Source organism: Solidesulfovibrio carbinoliphilus subsp. oakridgensis (assembly GCF_000177215.2).
GTDB lineage: Bacteria > Desulfobacterota > Desulfovibrionia > Desulfovibrionales > Desulfovibrionaceae > Solidesulfovibrio > Solidesulfovibrio carbinoliphilus.
The window spans coordinates 3,659,261-3,675,921 of the sequence record NZ_CM001368.1 but is presented as its reverse complement, the minus strand read 5'-3'; the positions used below and the strand labels follow the sequence as shown (position 1 = coordinate 3,675,921).

The following is a 16,661-nucleotide window of genomic DNA, read 5'->3' as shown; positions in this document are numbered from 1 at the left end:
GCGCGCGGACCGGGACGTTAGAATTGCAGGATCGTGGCGGTCTTGTCCCTGAGGAACCGGACGTTGGACTTGAGCTCCAGCCCCGCGCCGTCGGCGCCGGACAAGGTCAGCTCGTCCAGGTAGGCCACGCCGCGCTTTTTGGCCTCGGCCAAATCCGCGCCCCAGACGATGGCCAGGGCCAGGTTGGGGTCGTATTCCGTAGGGATTTCGTAGGGCGCGTCCAGGGGGATGTGGGTGTGCAGCTTGGCCCACGGCAGCGTGGGCGCGAGGAACTGGTCGATGCGCCCGACCCAGGGCGTGAAGCGGTTGGCCGGGTCCTCGGCGATGATGCGGTATTCGATGCCGACGCCCGCAAACGTGATGTCCGTCTGGTCATACCCCATGGGTTGGCCGAGGCCAAGGCGAATCTGCTCGGCGATGAGGTTGACCCCGTCCTGGCCCTTGACGCGCGAAATGACGGCCGACACCCCGTTTTCCACCTGGATGCGGGTGTTGACCTCCATGAGGAAGGGCTGGCCTGTCGGCGAGACGATCCACTCCCAGGTGCCGACGTTGTCGTAGCCGACCTCCCGGGCCATGGCCAGGGAATAGCCCGTGATGTCGTCCAGGAGCTTCTCGGCGTCAAAGGCGTAATCGACCTCGCCGGGCCGGAAGCCCGGGGCCACTTCCACGCGCTTTTGCCGGCCGGTCGACTGGATGGTGCAGTTTCGGGTGCCGAAATGCACGATGCCCTTGCCCGTGCGGTCGGCCACGATCTGGACTTCGAGGTGGTTGAAGTCGAAAATCCGCTGCTCGATCAGGACGCCCTCGTCGTGGAACTGGCGCTTGGCGTAGTTGCGGATGCGCCGGTAGACGGTCTTGAACTGGTCGATGTCGTAGATTTCCTCGATACCCATGCCGCCGCCGCCGGCCGAGGCCTTGACCAGGACCACGGAGTTGCTGATCCCCTGCTCGGCCTGGAAGGCGAAGAGGGTTTCGGCGATCTCCTCGGCCTCGAGCTCGTCGTAGACCGGCCGGTCGGAGCCGGGCACGGTGGGGATGGACAGGCTCCGGGCCAGGCGCTTGGTGTTGATCTTGTCGCCGAGGGACCGGATGATCCGCCAGGAGGGGCCGATGAAGATGAGGCTGCGGGACCGCTCGGCCACGCGGCGGGCGAAGCGGAAGTCCTCGGCGAAAAAGCCGTAGCCCGGGTGGATGGCGGTGGCCCCGGCGTGGTCGGCCACGGCCAGGATCTCGTTGGCGTCGTGGTAGGAACTGACGCGGTAGGCGCAATCCGGGCCGCCGATGGACCGGGCCAGGGCCAGGTGCCCGGACGCCTCGTCGGCCTTGGTGTGAATACAAACAAAATCCAGGCCGAGCGAAACGCAAGCCTGGATAATACGCATGGCGATCTCGCCCCGGTTGGCCACCAGGACTTTATGTTTGTTCGTCGGCACGATCCGTCTTCTTATGCTCAGGGTTTCCGGCCGCATCCCGCGCCTTGCGCAGGTCGATACGCCGTTTTTGTATTTCCAGGACCATCTTGTCGAGCCAGGCTTCCTGGCGCAGGGAAAGCGGCCCGAAGGCCAGGCCGGCCAGTTCGCCGCCGGAGGCGCGCACCACCAGAACCGGCAGGCCCGCGACAAGCGTCTTCTGGCCGAGGCGCAGGGTCAGGCGGCCGGCCGTGCCGGCGACAAGCGTCCCTCCGGGGTCGACCAGGGCCAGTCCCGAGGCGCTGACGTCGTGGACGACGTAGGGCTCGTCCCCGCGGTCTTCCAGAAACGCCGTCAGGCCGCGCACACGCTCGCGGTGGGCGGCGCGCCGCCCGGACTCCCCCTCCAGCTTGAACGTGAAGTCCATGCCGGCCTCCCTACTCGCCGATGAAGCGTTCGAGGACAAATTCCACACGTTGGTTTCTGGCCCGGTGCTCCGGCGTGGTGTTGGGGTAGAGGGGTTCTAAATCAGCTAATCCGGTGGCTGTCAATCGGTTGGGGGCCATGCCCAGGGACAGCATGTAGCGAAGGACCGCAACCGCCCGCAGGGACGAGACTTCCCAGTTGTCCCGGAAACGGCTCCCCGCAGCCGGCGGCAGGTCGTCGGTGAACCCCCGGATGTTGATCCGCTCCCCGGCCGTCTTGATCAAGAATTCATGGAGCGTGCGCAGCCGGACCTTGCCCTCGTCGGTCAAGTCCACGCCGTCCTTGGGAAAGAGCACCCCTGTCGGCAGGCTGATGGTGATCGTGCCCGATTCGAGGGTGGCCCCCAGGACGCCCTCCAGGCCCTTTTGCGACACAAAAGACCGGAAATTCTCGAAAACCCGGCGCTGCTCGCCGATGATGCGCTGCTTGATGCGGGCCTGTTCGACCAGGGCGGACATCTCCTGGCCGGAGACGGGCGCGGCCTGCTTGCTCTTTCCTTTGCTGCCCAGGGCGTTCTGGACCGAGTCGAACGAATCCGAGAACTTTTTGACGTCAAGGGTGGACATGGAAAAAAGCAGGATGAAAAAGGTCATCAGCAGCATGGACATGTCGGCGAGCGTGGTCAGCCACTCGCTCGGCGCCTCGGCCTCGTCGAGGTCGTCGAGGCCGGACTCTTCATCGCCGCTCATAGCGACGCTCCTTGGGCGCGATGAACGAGGACAGCTTCTCGTAGACGAGCCGCGGGTTGTTGTTTTCGAGGATGCACTTGGCGCCCTCGAAAATGATCTCCAGCTGCAGGGTCTCGTTTAAGGTCCTGGAGCGCAGCTTGCCGGCCACGGGCAGGAATAAAAGCGTGGAGAGCATGGAGCCGTAGAAGGTGGTGATGATGGCCACGGCCATGGACGGACCAAGCGTCTTGGGGTCGTCCAGGCGGGTCAGCATCTGGACCAGGCCGATGAGGGTGCCGATCATGCCAAAAGACGGGGCATAGCCGGCCAGGGACTTGAACACGGCCTCGCCCACGGCATGGCGGCGCTTCATGGACCCGATCTCGATGCGCACGGTTTCGCGGATGAGGGCCGGGTCGGCATTGTCGGCAATGAGCTGGCAGGCCTTTTTGAGAATGGTGTTGTCGGTGTGGATGTTTTCCAGGGCAATGAGGCCCTCGCGGCGGCTGATCTCGGCGATGCGCACCATCATGTTCACCACTTCGGCGTCCTTGACCTTGCGCGAGGAAAAGATCTGCATCATGGCCGAGAAGGCCTGGAAGACCTCTTCCAGGGGATAGGCCACGCAAATGGAGGCCAAGGTGCCGCCGACCACGATCATGACGCTCGGCACGTTGACGAATTCCATGAGCGTTCCGCCCATGAAGATGGCGCCGAGCACGAGCGCGATGCCCGAGGCCAGGCCGAGAAAGGTTCCGAGGTCCATGCATCCGTTCCGTTAAGGCGTGTCCGTCGAAACGCGGCGCTGGCGAAAAAGGACTCCCCCTTTCCGACCGGCCGGCCTCATGCTAAGCGGCGACTGATGGGAGGAACGTATATGCACTACCCCGAAGATGTAAAGCGCGCGGCCGCGGCCGCGACGGAAAGGCTCGGTCCCCTGCCGGCCGGGGCCGTGGGGCTGGTCGCGGGCACGGGCCTTGGCGGCATCGCCGGAAAATTGGAACATTGCCGCGACATGGCCACCGGAGACATCCCCGGTTTTCCGGCCGCAACGGCCCCGGGCCATGCCGGCCGCCTCGTCTATGGCACCATGGGGACCGCCTGCCCGCCGGGCGATCCGCAAGGCAGTATCGAGGAAACGATGCCGGCGGCCGGGGCCGGGCCGGACGGGTCGAGCCGGCCGGTGGCCCTCCTCTCGGGCCGGCTGCACCTTTACGAAGGCCATTCCCCGCGCGACGTGGCCTTCGGGGTCCGGCTCCTGGCCGCCCTTGGCGTCAGGCAGCTCATCCTGACCAACGCGGCCGGGGCCCTGGACCCGCATTTCACGGCCGGCGGGCTCATGCGGGTGACCGACCACCTCAACCTGACGGGTCGCAACCCGCTGGTCGGGCCAAACGACGACGCCCTCGGGCCTCGGTTTCCGGACATGAGCCGGGCCTATTCCCCGCGTCTGGGGGCCGTGGCCGACGCCTGCGCCCTGTCCCTCGGGCTTCGCCTGGAGCGCGGGGTCTACGCCGGGGTGCTCGGGCCGTCCCTCGAAACGCCGGCCGAAACCCGGATGCTGCGCCTGTTGGGGGCCGACGCGGTCGGCATGTCCACGGTGACCGAGGTGATCGCGGCCCGGCACCTGGGGATGGAGGTCCTGGCCGTCTCCTGCCTGACCAACGTCAACCTGCCGGACTGCATGGCCGAGACCACCCTGGAGGCGGTCCTGGCCACGGCCAAACGGGCCGAAGGAGACCTGGCCAGGCTGCTGGCCGCCGTCATCCCGGCCGTCTGAGCCACCGGTGGTCGGCAGCTAGAGGACCTTGACCTTGCGCACGAATCCCATGCCGGCCAGCTCCCGGACGCAGGCCACCGTGTCCACGCACATCCGGTCGCACTTGAGCGTGAAGCGGTAGGTCGAGAGCCCGTCCTTCATCTTGCTGAGACTCAGGTTCTCGATAGTAAATTTCCGGTCCGTGAAAAAAGCGACCAGTTTGCCAAGCGGATCGTCCGCCTCCTGGCAAGTGATGCTCATGACGCGGTAGGCCTCGCGGCGGATGTATTTCTGCATGTGCTTGAGCACGGTGAGCGACACGAGGCCAAGCACGGTGCAGAAAATCGGGATGATAATCATGCCGGCCCCAAGGGCCATGCCCACCCCGGCGTTGAACCACAGGGTGGCGGCCGTGGTCAGGCCCCGGATCGCACCCTTGTCCTTGATGATGACCCCGGCCCCGAGAAACCCGACCCCAGTGACGATCTGGGCCGCGATGCGCGAGGGGTCGAGGCCAAGGGCCACATTGCCCATGCCCTCGCCGGCCTTGTAGTAGAAGTATTTCGAGATGACCATCATAAGGGCCGAACCGAGGCAGACGAGGAGGTTGGTGCGAAGGCCGGCGCTTATGCCGTGGCGCTCCCGCTCGTAGCCGAGGACCGAACCGCAGACCAGGGCCAGCACCATGCGCAGCAAAAGCTGCGTCTCGTAGGGATATTCGTTCATGGACGCACTCCCGGGCGAGAGGCAAACATGGTGGTGTGACGCCGCGCCCCCCTCTCTTCCCCTTCCCTCCCTACGCCACCGAACCGCCCTTCGCCACTGCAAAAACGGCCCCATCGGGGAGGGTTCGGGAGGGGATCATCCCCTCCCGGCCGCCGGAGGCATCCCTTCCTTCCCCTCCGTCGCCCTCGCCTGCCCCGCCATGGCGATGGCCCCCCGCCGGCCGAGCTGGCGCAGGAATTCGGCCACGGCCAGCTCGGCCTCCCGGGCGTCGAGGCCGAACCGGCCGGCCAGGGCGGCGGCGATATCGCCGAGGGACCGCCGGCCGTCGATCAGCCGCCAGACGGCCGAGCCCATGGCGTCGAGCTCCACGGTCTTGCGCAGGACCTTGCCGTCCCACAGGCCGAACCGCCGGGCCAGCCCGGCCAGGGCCGGGCGCACGGCCACGGGCAGGGACAGGCGCACGCACCCGGACGGGGCCTCGTCAGCCAGGACGTCGCGGCTTTTGACCGGAGAGAGCGCCATGGCCTCCCGCCGGGTCAGGCCGGATGCCGGGGCCGGCGGCCGCTTGTTAAAGGGAAACACAGGCCGCCGCCGTCTCCGCCAGCCACTCCCGGTCCACGGGCCGGGCCGAGGCCAGGGCCGCGCCGAGAAGCTTGTTGGCGTCCCGGTCGTGACGCAGGACCGCAAGCCGCCCCTGCCGGCCCAGATGCCGGGCGGCCACGTCGAGAAAACCACTGCCCTGCCGCCGGGCCAGCCACACGGCCGGACAGCCGGCCACCGTGCCCGGACTCTGCGCCTCGGCCTCCGTGGAGCCGAAAGCCCGGGCCGCGACGGCCCCGAGATCGGCCGCGGCCAGGAGCACGTCGGCCGGGGCCAGCCGGACCACGTCCAGACGTTCCCGGCCGGCGGCAAAGGACAGGACGAACCGGCCCGGCACGAACTCGTGGGCGGCCAGGGCAAAGCCCGGGGGCGCGACAAAGGACAGGCCGAAAAGGCGAAAGGCCGGGGGCCCGGGATCGTGGTGGCGAAAGGACCGCAGGACCGAGGCCAGGAGCCGTTTCCGGCCGGTGGAAAAGCCGTCCGGCCCGGCAAACCCCTGGAACACGGCGGCCAGGCCGCAGTCGGGGCAGAAAAGGGCCGCCCCCAAGCCCGCCCGGCCGGCCTGCCCCCAGGAGAGCGGCATGAGCTCGAAATCGGCCAGGGCGGCCAGCCAGTCGTCCGGGAGTTGGCCGCCGGCCGTGGCCCGGCCCTTGGGGGTCAAAGCCCGAAGTGCCGCCTCCATGCCCTCGCGGCCGGCGCCGCGCCGCCATTTGCACTCAAAGGCCGGCCCGTCGGCGTCCTCGAAAAAGAGATACCCGAGCCCCAGCCGGGCCGGTCGCCAGTCCTCGGGCACGGACAGGGCCACCCCGTTCCAGGCCAAAGGGACAAGGGGAAAAAAATCGTTCGCCTGCATGGCCGCATCCTAGGGCAGGGCCGGACCGGCGGCAAGGGAAGGCGGCTTGCAGCGGCGACCGGCCAAAGCGCAGTCAGGCCCAGAAGGCGAAACAGCCGCCGATTTCGCCGATGGCGGCCAGCAGATACCAGAGGACGGTCCGAAGGATCATGGTGGAACGGCACCCTTGCGACAAAAATGTACACCCTGCGCCCATGGCGGCCCCGACGTCTCCGGCTCTGGCCCGCGAACAATGTCGTCCCCGGACGCCGTGGGGCGGGCCGGCGGTCCAGAAGTATAAAAGGGACCTTTTCCGGCCCCTTGGCCGGTACTTCGGGCGGCTTGCCCGGCGGCTTCGGCCAGGCCGGGCCAAGGGTCCAAGCATTCATTATGCGGCGCACGACCCACCAGCACAAGAATTAACATTCTGGTAGATAATTACAAAGTTGAAATGCAACAAAACGGTTTCTTTCGGCTATGCCCTGTGGGCAAGTTCATGGGAAATTCCGGCCGCCCAGGGCGCACTTGCGACATTTACGGTCACCCTTTTTCAAAATAGAGACAAAATTGTTACCAAACAACCCGCCGCCGGACGCCGGGTTGGAATCTTTTGATGCATAGGCATGGAATACAGCATGTTACAAGCTTGGCGCACCCCTTGCACTGCCCTCGTCGTTGCGGCGACGAAACAAACTTCCCATCGGAGGACCAGCATGTTCGCCATCTTCGACTCCTCGTGATTCCGGCCGAACCCGGCCCACACGGCAGACGCAGCCCCAAGGCCCGGGCCATGCGCCCCGGACAACCCCCTGGAATCGGAGACCACAATGAGAAAAAATATTTCCGTTCTGTTACTGGCCCTTTTTTTGACGATACTGGCCGTGCCCCTGGCCGCCTCGGCCGATGACGCCGCGCCCGTGCCCGATCCGAGCGGCGCCTCCATCGGCACCGCCGCCGACGTCGTCGGCGCCACCGCCGGCGCGCCCACCAAAGAAGACATGGAGACCCTGTCCGCGAAAGAACCGCTGGCCGCCAAACTGGCCGACGTGGTCGGGCACAACCGCATCTCCATCAACATGGTCTGGACGCTCATCTGCGGCTTCCTGGTCATGTTCATGCAGGCCGGTTTCGCCCTGGCCGAAACCGGCTTCACCCGCGCCAAGAACGCCGGCCACACCATGGCCATGAACATGATGGTCTACGGCATCGGCATGCTCGGCTACTGGATCTGCGGCTTCGCCCTCCAGATGGGCGGCGTCGGCGGCGTGGCCTCCCTCGGCGGGGCCCAGGTCCTGGCCAACGAGTTCACCATCACGATCGGCGGCAACGACTTCGGCCTCTTCGGCACCACCGGCTTTTTCCTCTCCGGCGTGTCCTACGACGCGGTCGTCTTCTCGGTGTTCCTGTTCCAGATGGTCTTCATGGACACCACCGCCACCATCCCGACCGGCACCATGGCCGAACGCTGGACCTTCAAGTCCTTCGTCGTCTACGCCTTTTTCATCTCCATGTTCGTCTATCCCCTGTACGCCAACTGGGTCTGGGGCGGCGGCTTCCTGTCCTGCCTCGGCAAGTTCTACGCCCTGGGCCACGGAGTGGTCGACTTCGCCGGCTCCTCGGTCGTCCACATGACCGGCGGCGTGGCCGCCCTGGCCGGCGGCATCGTGCTCGGACCCCGGCTTGGCAAGTTCCGCGAGGACGGCACTCCGGTGGCCATTCCCGGACACCACATCCCCATGGCCGTGGCCGGCTGCTTCATCCTGGCCTTCGGCTGGTTCGGCTTCAACGCCGGCTCGACGCTCGCCGGCACGGACCTGCGCATCGGCGTCGTGGCCACCAACACCATGCTGGCCTCGGCCGCCGGCGCCTTTAGCGCCATGCTCTACATGTGGACCTTCTACGGCAAGCCCGACATCTCCATGGTCGCCAACGGCCTGCTGGCCGGTCTGGTCGCCATCACCGCCCCCTGCGCCTTCGTCAACTCCGTTTCGGCCGTCATCATCGGCGCCATCGCCGGCGTGCTCCTTTGCCTCAGCGTCTTCTTCGTCGAACGCACGCTCAAGATTGACGACCCGGTCGGCGCCATCTCGGTCCACGGCGTCAACGGCGCCTTCGGCGTGCTCTCGGTCGGCCTTTTCGCCGACGGCACCTACGGCGACGGGTTAAACGGCGTGACCGGCACGGTCAAAGGCCTCTTCTACGGCGACGGCGGCCAGCTCATGGCCCAGATCCTCGGCATCTGCACCAACTTCGTCTTTGTCTTCATCGTCATGTACGCCTTCTTCAAGGTCCTGGACCTCGTCATCCCGCTTCGTGTAAAGCCCGAGCACGAACTCGAAGGCCTGGACCAGCACGAAGTGGCCGTGTCCGCCTACCCGGAATTCGTCCTGCAGAAAACGCACCGATAACACGCGGGGGATGCCATGAAAAAAATCGAAGCCATCATCAAGCCGTTCAAGCTCGACGAAGTCAAAGACGCCCTGGACAAGCTCGGCATCCACGGCCTGACCGTCACCGAGGTCCGCGGCTACGGCCGCCAGAAAGGCCACGTCGAGGCCTATCGCGGCATCGAGTACCAGGTGCAGTTCAACGCCAAGGTCAAACTCGAAGTCGTGGTCTCCGACAGCCTGGCCGAAAAAGCCGTGACCGCCATCCGCGACACGGCCAACACCGGCAACATCGGCGACGGCAAGATCTTCATCTACCCGCTCGAAGGCGTGGTCCGCATCCGCACCGGCGAATCCGGCGACGCGGCTATTTAAGAGAAGAAAAGACGTGGGAGGAAACGCTTTTGAAAAGCGTTTCCTCCCACACCCTCCTTCGAAACAAGGGGACGGGCGATTGTCCGTCCCCTTTTCGTTTGTTGGGGCGGATGCGGTTGTCGGCAGGAGGGAGAGGGAGGGACGCCATGGGCATGATTCGGTTTTTGACTTAGGTCATACCTGGGCACGTCCGGATTCGGGCAGGCTGCCCGCAGGAGGAACGACCATGGCTCACGAACACCCCCGGGCCGTCGGCCCGGACGCCCTCGCCGTCGAGGACATCCTCGACGCCATGCGCCACATCGGCGGCTACATCGACGTGTCCCCGGCCGACGCCCTGGCCCTCTACCGGCTGGCCTACGCCCATGCCGCGGCCCGGCTGGCCCGCGATCTGCCGGTCGCCGACATCATGACCCGCGACGTGGTGACGACCGGCCCCGGCCGCACCGTGCTCGAGGCGGCAAGGGCCATGGCCCGGGCCGGCGTGTCGGGCCTGCCGGTCACGGACGGTCCGGCCGTGGTCGGGGTCCTGTCCACCAAGGACCTGCTCGGCCTGCTCGGCCTCGACGCCGCGGCCCGGCCGGCCGCCCTGCTCGCCCGGCTCCTCGATCCGGACGCCTGCCAGGCTCCGGCCGTTTCGGGACGCGGCGACACCCGGGTGGCCGAGGTCATGACCGCCCCGGCCCTGACCGTCGGCCCGGACAGGCCCCGGTCCGAGGCGGCGGCCCTCATGGCCGAACGGCAGGTCAACCGGCTGCCTGTCCTCGATGCCGGCGGCCGGCTCGTTGGCATCGTCAGCCGGGGCGACGTGGTCCGGTCCTGCCGGGGCATCCTCGGCGGGACCGGCGAAAGCGCGGGGTGTCCGGCATGAACTTTTTCCAAAAGATGCGCGGCGCGGGCCAGAGTCCGCCCCGGGTCGGCTGGTCGGAAATCGTCTGGTCGTTCGCGGGGGCCTTTGGCGGCATCGGGGCCGTGGCCTGGCTGCACCAGGCCGTGGCCGATCCGGCCGGGCTGTCCATGCTGATCGGCTCGTTCGGGGCCTCGGCCGTGCTGCTATACGGCGCGCCCAAAAGCCCGCTGGCCCAGCCGAGAAACCTGCTCGGCGGGCATGTCCTGTCCGCCCTTTTCGGGGTCACGGTCCGGCTGGCCGTGCCGGGTCCGGCCTGGCTGGTCTGCGCCCTGGCCGTGGCCGGGGCCATCGCCCTCATGCACGCGACCAAGACCCTCCATCCGCCGGGCGGGGCCACGGCCCTCATTGCCGTGACCGGCGGCCCGAAGCTGGCGGCCCTCGGCTACCTCTACGTCCTTATGCCGGCGTTAAGCGGCGCGGCCGTCATGCTGGTCGTGGCCCTTCTCGCCAACAACCTGGCCCGTGGCCGGCGCTATCCCGAATACTGGCTCTAGCCCCGGACCGCTCCCCATGCCGTAAAGGCTTGCCACGCCCCGCCCCCGGGACTATCCCACCCAAGAGCGCACCGCCGGGGCGCGCTCTTTTTTCCGTCACGCCTCCCCCGACCCGGGGAAAAGCCGCACCCGCCCTTAAAAAAAGAAAAAAATGGATTTCACCTCCCCTGCCCAACTTGTCGGCTACGTCGCCTTCGTGCTTGGCGTGGCGGCCTTTGCCCAGCGCATCGACTGGCGGCTCAAGCTCCTGGTCGCCACCGAATGCGCCGTCTACACCCTGCACTTCTACCTGCTCGGCAACAACGCGGCCTCGCTCTCGGCCGGGCTGTCGACGCTTCGCATGTTCGCCTCGCTCAAAACCCGCTCCCCCTGGGTGGCGGCCTTTTTCCTGGTCTCCAACATCGGGCTCGGCGCGGCGCTCGCCACCTCGGCCATGAGCTGGTTTTCCATCGCGGCCGGGGTGTGCGGCACGGTGGCGGTCTTTTTCCTGACCGGCATCGGCATGCGGGCCGTGCTCTTCCTGGCCACGCTGTGCTGGCTGGCCAACAATATCCTGTCGGGCTCGATCGGGGGAACGCTGCTCGAATCGATCATCGCCGTGGTCAACGGCGCGACCATGCTGCGGCTGTGGCGGGGAAGGCGCTCGCGGCCCAAAGCAAAGACGCGGGGGAAACGCTTTTAAAAAGCGTTTCCCCCGCACCCCCTTCGAAACGACGGGACGGACGTTCGCGGTCCCGCGAAGGCGCCCCCTCCCCTTTCCAGGGGGTCCGGGGGGGTGTGACGCCCCCCGGCGGAGAGGTCCAGGAGAGGCAGAGCCTCTCCTGGCCGCCGGAGGCATCTTCCTTCTTACAACACCGGGTCCATGGGCAGGATAAAGAAGAAGTTGTTGCCAAGCGACGTGGCTTCGTAGCCTTCGACCCCGCCGTGCAGGCGGACCACTTCGCGGATGAAGTAGAGGCCGTGGCCGGTGCCGTATTCGCCCGAGGCGTTCTCGCCCCGGACGCCCTCCTCGAAGAGGTGGGCGGCGGTTTCCGGCGGGATGGGCGGGCCGGACGTGAAGACGTTGAGCTTTATGCCGTCGCGGCCCGGGCCGAAGAAATTTTCCTTGCGCTCCCAGCCAAAGGAGATGAACCGCCGCTTGCGGCCGGTGGCGTCGGTCACCTCGCGGGTGTACTTGACGGCATTGGAAAAAAGGTTGGCGTAGACCTGGCTGACGAGCCCTATGTCCACCACCACCTCGATCTCCTGGTCCGGCACCCCGCCCAGGGAGGTGTCGATCTCGATGCCCCGCTCCTCGAACCGGGGCCGGTAGCGTTCGAGCTGCAGGTCGATGACCTGCTTCTTGAAGTTGCAGGCCCGCTTTTCCAGCACGTACCGGCCTTCCTCGAAGTGCGACCGCCGCAGGAGCGTCTCCAGAAAGAGGCTCGTCTGCTCGTAGTGGGTGAGGATCTGGCGGTACTGGTCCATGAGGCCTTCATGGATATAGCCGAGATCCCGCAGGAGCTTGTCGTGGGCGGGACTTAACGCCTCGCCGGGCGGCGTCTCGCCCTCGAAAGTCTGCTTGAGCTTCCACTCGAAAAATTTCAGCAGGTCGATCTTGGAGCGCAGCCGCTTGTAGTAGAGCTTGAAATAGATGTTGGGGACAATGACGTTGTGCCCGATGTCTTTCACCAGGCTGCGGATGAACTGCAGGTGCTCCTTGTTCTTGTTGGCCAGGATGCGGTTGTGGAGCTGGTAGCCGAACCGGTTGGCGTAGCGTTCGAAAAAGAGCCGGTCGTGCTCGGTCAGCCGGCTGACCGGAAAGATCTCCAGCATGCCGAAGACATCCTCGCGGGGCGTGAACGGCAGTTGGGAAATGAGCTCGTGGTTGCCCTTGATGGGAATAAGGAGCCGGTCCTCGCGGATCACGGTCTTCTGGGGAAAGGGCAGATCGGCCAGCTCCCCGGCGTCGGCGTCCAGGCACCGGTAGGCGCAGCGCCGGATGGCCCCGCTTTTGTTGTCCAGGACATAGAGGTTGCACTCCATGTCGAAAAACATCTTCGGAATGAGCAGGCACACGGCATACAGGTGTTCGACGGTCGGGAACTCCTGGGCCAGGTCGAAAAAGATGTTGAGCGAGATGCTCTGGAGGGCCGTGAAGCTGTAAGCCTCGTAGTCGTCCATCTTCTTGTGGATGCGCCGGGCCACGGCCTCGAGCACATGCCGGTCGAGCACGGAGGGGTCATCCGAAGCGCCGGCGCTCAGGACCGTGAGGGTGTCGACGACGTCCTTGGCGCTCATGCGGCTCCTCCGGGAAACAAATGCGGTCTCATCCCCCATACCCGCGATATCCGGTGAAGACAATACGCCTTTCCGGCGCACGCGGGAAAAGCCCGGGCGGATCGGGACGCCGCCGGCCAGCCGATTCCCGACTGGCCGGCGACGCCTCCCCACCCGCCGGCGACCCGGGGTCAGCCGATGCGGATGGTGATCGGGCCCGGGGAAAAGCCCTTCAGTTCGGACAGCAGGCCCCGGATGCCGGACCGCAGGATGCGTTCCACAAAGGGGTTGAGTTCCAGGGACCGGTCGCCGACGGTGACGGTCATGGCGGCGGCCCGGGTGGCGCAGTCGGCAACGGTCGCCCGGCCGGCCAGGATGTCGGCGGCGAGCGTCCCGCAGTCCTCGCGGCCGCAGGCCCCGCAGTCCAGGCCCGGCAGCACGAAGCCCCGCTCCAGGACCAACTCGGCCAGGGCGTCCACGTCGGTCATGTGGGGCAGCCCGGGCACGGCCACCGGGCCGAAGACGGCCAGGACCAGCCCCGGGTCCGACAGCTTTTCCGCCTCGGCCGCATCGTGAAGCACCAGGACCCGGGGAGCCAGGGCGTGCTCGCGGCCGCCTTCCATGACCAGGACATCGCCGGCCAAAAGCGATACCATGTCGGCCACGTCGCGCTGCCCCTGCCAGAAGATGGCGCTCTCCTGCCCGGCAATGGCCCCCACGGCCCGGCAGTGGGGCAAGAACCGGTCCGTGTCCGTGTCTTCCTTGTCCAGGCCCGGGTTGTGCGTGCACTTGAGCGCGCAGGCGGCCAGGCCCTTTTGGGCGAACCGCCGCAGCAGGTCCTCGCACAGGGTGGTCTTGCCGGATTTCTTGAATCCGAGAATCTGCACGCCTTTCATGGTTTTTCTCTCCCTTGGCTGTCGGTTGCGGCGGCCCGGCGCCCGGGCCCCCTGTCCCACTCGCCCGCCGGCGGGGCGGCCAGCGCGCCGTCGCGCAGCCACAGCATGTCGTCCTGGATGGCCCGCAGCCAGGGATGGTCGTGGCCGCTGACCACAAGGGTCGTGCCATGCTCCTCCCGGGCCGCGACCACGGCCTGGCGCACCAGCTCCGCGCTGTCGCGGTCCAGGTTGGCCGTGGGCTCGTCGAGCAAGAGCACCCGGGGCCGCAGGGCCAGCCGGGCGGCCAGGGCCACCCGTTTGACCTCGCCCCCGGACAGCTGGTGCCACAGCCGGCCGCCGAAACGGGCCGGATCGAGGCCCACGGCGACGAGCGCCGCGTCCACCCGGGCCCGGGCGTCCGGCACGCCCCGGATGGCCAGCCCGTAGCCCACGTTGGCCCGGACCGAGCGCTTGAGCAGATACGGTTCCTGGGGGAAATAGGTGACTTCCCCGCGCAGGTCGAATTCCCGGCCGGCCGTCTCCCGGCCCTGGTAGCGGATGGTTCCCCCGGCCGGGGCTTCGAGAAAGGCGAGCAGGCGCAAAAGCGTGCTCTTGCCGCCGCCGTTGGGGCCGGCCAGGCAGGTGATGGTGCCCGGGGCGATGGACAGTGCGGGGATGCGCAGCACCTGCCGGCCGCCGTAGCGTTGCGTCACGTCCGTGAGTTCGTAGAGGGCGGTCATGCGGCCGACCTCCGGCGAAAGGCCGTGGCGGCCAGGTTGACCAGGAAGGCGATGGCCATGAGCACCATGCCAAGCGCGATGCCGGTGGCGAACTCGCCCTTGCCGGTCTCAAGGGCGATGGCCGTGGTGATGGTGCGGGTGTCCCACTTGATGTTGCCGCCAAGCATCATGGAAATGCCGATCTCCGAGACGATGCGGCCGAAGGCGGCGGTGGTGGCCAGGAGCATGCCGAAGCGGGCCTCGGACAGGGTGGCGAAGAAGACGTGGCGCGGCCTGGCCCCGAGCGTCAAAAGCGTCGGCCGCAGCCTGGCGTCCAGGCTTTCCACGGCCTGGGCGGTCAGGGCGATGACGATGGGGAGCCCGAGGATGGTGAGGCCGACGGCCATGCCCGGGACCGTGAAGAGAAGCCCCCAGTCTCCGAGCGGCCCCCGCCTGGAGATCAGGGCGTAGACCACGAGGCCGATGACGACCGTCGGGAAGGACAAAAAGGTCTCCACGCAAAGCCGCACCGCCCGCTTGCCCGGAAAGTCGGCATACCCGAGCAGGAACCCGGCCGGGGCCCCGAGCGCAAGCGTCGCGGCCATGGCCTCGAAGGTGGTGGCCAGCGTGGTCCAGACCGCGGAAAAGGTTTCCGGATCGCCGTGCAACAGCAGCACGAACGCCTGATACAAACCGCCTAGGATATAGTCCATGGGTGTCTTTGGCGGTCCGGCCGGCCCAGGCGAAAGCGGCCGGCCGGACGCTGGCATGCGCCGTTACGGCTTGGCGGCGTTAGGCGTGAAAAGCGGCTTGCCCTTGAGCGTGAAGGCGCCGACAACCTGCTGCCCCTTGGCCGAGGCCAGCCACTTGCGGAACGTTTCGGCCGCCTCGAACTTGACGGCCTTGCACTTCTCGGGATTGACCGAGAGGACGCTGTACTGGTTCAGAAGCGGCTTGTCGCCCTCGACCAGCACGACCAGGGCCGGCTTGCCCTTGGCCTGGTCCTCGTAGGCGATGTAGGTGCCGCGGTCGACCAGGGTGTAGGCCCCGCGCTCGCCGGCCATGGTCAGCGTGGCCAGCATGCCCTGCCCGGCCGAGGCGTACCAGGACTCCTTGTCCGGCAGGGGCAGGTTCGCGACCTTCCACAGGGACTGCTCCATCTTGTGGGTGCCGGAATCGTCGCCCCGGCTGACGAACGAGGCCTTGGCCCCGGCGATGGCGGTTAGCCCCTCGGCCGTGGTCTTGCCCTTGATCTTGGCCGGATCGGCGGCCGGGCCGACCAGGACGAAATCGTTGTACATGACCTGGGTCCGGTTGATGCCGTAGCCCTCTTCCACGAACTTCTTCTCCGCGCCCGGGGCATGGACCAGGAGCACGTCCACATCGCAGTTCTTGCCGTGCTCGAGCGCCTTGCCCGTGCCCACGGCCACCCACTTGAGTTCGATGCCCGTGTCCTTCTTGAAGGCCTCGGCCATGACCGGGAGGAGTCCCGTGTCGTCGGTGCTGGTGGTGGTGGCCATCATCAGCACCTCGTCCTTGGCCGTGGCGGCCGCCGCCGGCCCGGCACACACAAAGACCAGGGCAAGTCCCAGCAAAAGCCACTGCGTGGTTTTCAAGCGCATTGTGTCCTCCTCTGTTTTGTTTGACTTAGCATAACAATTACTATGACATGCCCGCTTTTCCCAGGCAAGGCGGGTGGCGGGTGGAAATGTGCCGGCCCGGGAAAACTTTTGGGAAAAAGCCCTAAAGGGTTTTCGCGGCAGGCCGATAAGAAGGCTGAACAAGCCTTGTTCTGCAGTATTGCCGTCCTCCCCCTGCAGTATCGCCACAACACCCTCATATTTCACGCACCACCCCAGTCCATTCCCGCAAAATCCCGGGCCTTGCCCTGGATACGGAATCCTTGTGGCCATTTTCCCTCCAAAAAAATCATGCATTTTTTCCTAAAGGGTTTTCGCAGGGGGCCGATAAGGGAGTCAAAGCTGCCGCGAATGAAAGCAACGCCGCAGAAAAGATTTCCTGGCAAAGGAGGCTCACCCGAATGTTCACCCAATGGAGCAGGCCGGCGCAAGCCACAAACCGAACCGTCTGACCCCCATGCCGCCGGCGAGCTCTTCGCCTTCATGGGCAACTAGCTGGATGCACAATCTTTTCACGGA

18 protein-coding genes are annotated in these 16,661 nt (G+C 66.6%); 6 read left to right on the top strand and 12 right to left on the bottom strand.

Annotated features, from left to right (window positions below):
* Positions 1-17: 17 nt before the first annotated feature.
* The 4 genes from DFW101_RS16140 to DFW101_RS16125 are packed head-to-tail and all read right to left on the bottom strand — an operon-like array spanning position 18 to position 3,332.
* Positions 18-1,436 carry a biotin carboxylase N-terminal domain-containing protein gene (locus tag DFW101_RS16140; RefSeq protein WP_043643006.1) on the bottom strand — a complete coding sequence of 473 codons (1,419 nt, stop codon included), beginning with the start codon at positions 1,434-1,436 and terminating at the stop codon, positions 18-20.
* Complete coding sequence (locus DFW101_RS16135) at positions 1,417-1,839, bottom strand: PilZ domain-containing protein (RefSeq protein ID WP_009182583.1); 423 nt, start codon at positions 1,837-1,839, stop codon at positions 1,417-1,419. Before DFW101_RS16135 ends, DFW101_RS16140 begins: the two co-directional genes overlap by 20 nt.
* Before the next feature lie 10 nt (positions 1,840-1,849).
* Positions 1,850-2,587, bottom strand: a complete 738-nt coding sequence (locus tag DFW101_RS16130) for an OmpA/MotB family protein (protein ID WP_009182582.1) — start codon at positions 2,585-2,587, stop codon at positions 1,850-1,852.
* On the bottom strand, positions 2,574-3,332 hold the full coding sequence (locus DFW101_RS16125) for a motility protein A (RefSeq protein WP_009182581.1): 759 nt from the start codon (positions 3,330-3,332) through the stop codon (positions 2,574-2,576). The genes DFW101_RS16130 and DFW101_RS16125 overlap by 14 nt, the downstream gene beginning before the upstream one ends.
* 111 nt (positions 3,333-3,443) lie before the next feature.
* On the opposite strand from DFW101_RS16125, the gene DFW101_RS16120 reads away from it, so the two are divergent.
* Positions 3,444-4,346, top strand: coding sequence for a purine-nucleoside phosphorylase (locus DFW101_RS16120; RefSeq protein WP_009182580.1), 903 nt, complete (start codon positions 3,444-3,446; stop codon positions 4,344-4,346).
* 18 nt (positions 4,347-4,364) lie between these two features.
* Here DFW101_RS16120 and DFW101_RS16115 read toward each other — a convergent pair whose 3' ends face one another.
* The 3 genes from DFW101_RS16115 to DFW101_RS16105 all read right to left on the bottom strand — a co-directional run bounded on the left by DFW101_RS16115 (position 4,365) and on the right by DFW101_RS16105 (position 6,504).
* Positions 4,365-5,051, bottom strand: a complete 687-nt coding sequence (locus DFW101_RS16115) for an MgtC/SapB family protein (RefSeq protein ID WP_009182579.1) — start codon at positions 5,049-5,051, stop codon at positions 4,365-4,367.
* A gap of 135 nt (positions 5,052-5,186) precedes the next feature.
* Positions 5,187-5,573 carry a PqqD family protein gene (locus tag DFW101_RS16110; RefSeq protein WP_009182578.1) on the bottom strand — a complete coding sequence of 129 codons (387 nt, stop codon included), beginning with the start codon at positions 5,571-5,573 and terminating at the stop codon, positions 5,187-5,189.
* Positions 5,574-5,619: 46 nt separating this feature from the next.
* The gene (locus tag DFW101_RS16105) at positions 5,620-6,504 is read right to left on the bottom strand and encodes a hypothetical protein (RefSeq protein ID WP_009182577.1); all 885 of its coding nucleotides are present in this window, start codon (positions 6,502-6,504) and stop codon (positions 5,620-5,622) included.
* Between the two features lie 806 nt (positions 6,505-7,310).
* On the opposite strand from DFW101_RS16105, the gene DFW101_RS16100 reads away from it, so the two are divergent.
* The 5 genes from DFW101_RS16100 (at position 7,311) to DFW101_RS16080 (ending at position 11,331) form a co-directional block, all read left to right on the top strand.
* The gene (locus tag DFW101_RS16100) at positions 7,311-8,891 is read left to right on the top strand and encodes an ammonium transporter (RefSeq protein WP_009182576.1); all 1,581 of its coding nucleotides are present in this window, start codon (positions 7,311-7,313) and stop codon (positions 8,889-8,891) included.
* Between the two features lie 15 nt (positions 8,892-8,906).
* Positions 8,907-9,245: a P-II family nitrogen regulator gene (locus DFW101_RS16095; protein ID WP_009182575.1), complete on the top strand. Its 339-nt coding sequence runs from the start codon at positions 8,907-8,909 to the stop codon at positions 9,243-9,245.
* Between the two features lie 226 nt (positions 9,246-9,471).
* Entirely contained in the window at positions 9,472-10,116 is a 645-nt protein-coding gene (locus tag DFW101_RS16090) for a CBS domain-containing protein (protein WP_009182574.1), read from the top strand.
* A complete protein-coding gene (locus DFW101_RS16085; RefSeq protein ID WP_009182573.1) occupies positions 10,113-10,649 on the top strand; it encodes an HPP family protein in 537 nt (178 codons plus the stop codon). Before DFW101_RS16090 ends, DFW101_RS16085 begins: the two co-directional genes overlap by 4 nt.
* Before the next feature lie 151 nt (positions 10,650-10,800).
* On the top strand, positions 10,801-11,331 hold the full coding sequence (locus DFW101_RS16080; protein WP_009182572.1) for a YgjV family protein: 531 nt from the start codon (positions 10,801-10,803) through the stop codon (positions 11,329-11,331).
* A gap of 164 nt (positions 11,332-11,495) precedes the next feature.
* On the opposite strand, the gene DFW101_RS16075 is transcribed toward DFW101_RS16080, so the two are convergent.
* The 5 genes from DFW101_RS16075 to DFW101_RS16055 form a co-directional block, all read right to left on the bottom strand.
* The gene (locus tag DFW101_RS16075; protein ID WP_009110274.1) at positions 11,496-12,929 is read right to left on the bottom strand and encodes a sensor histidine kinase; all 1,434 of its coding nucleotides are present in this window, start codon (positions 12,927-12,929) and stop codon (positions 11,496-11,498) included.
* A 170-nt stretch (positions 12,930-13,099) separates the two neighbouring features.
* Positions 13,100-13,804 (bottom strand): molybdopterin-guanine dinucleotide biosynthesis protein MobB, encoded by a 705-nt coding sequence (locus DFW101_RS16070; protein WP_009182571.1) that lies wholly within the window; start codon positions 13,802-13,804, stop codon positions 13,100-13,102.
* Positions 13,801-14,523, bottom strand: coding sequence for an energy-coupling factor ABC transporter ATP-binding protein (locus DFW101_RS16065; protein ID WP_009182570.1), 723 nt, complete (start codon positions 14,521-14,523; stop codon positions 13,801-13,803). The genes DFW101_RS16070 and DFW101_RS16065 overlap by 4 nt, the downstream gene beginning before the upstream one ends.
* Positions 14,520-15,215 (bottom strand): ABC transporter permease, encoded by a 696-nt coding sequence (locus tag DFW101_RS16060; RefSeq protein ID WP_009182569.1) that lies wholly within the window; start codon positions 15,213-15,215, stop codon positions 14,520-14,522. The genes DFW101_RS16065 and DFW101_RS16060 overlap by 4 nt, the downstream gene beginning before the upstream one ends.
* A 63-nt stretch (positions 15,216-15,278) precedes the next feature.
* Complete coding sequence (locus tag DFW101_RS16055; protein WP_009182568.1) at positions 15,279-16,124, bottom strand: ABC transporter substrate-binding protein; 846 nt, start codon at positions 16,122-16,124, stop codon at positions 15,279-15,281.
* Positions 16,125-16,661: the final 537 nt, after the last annotated feature.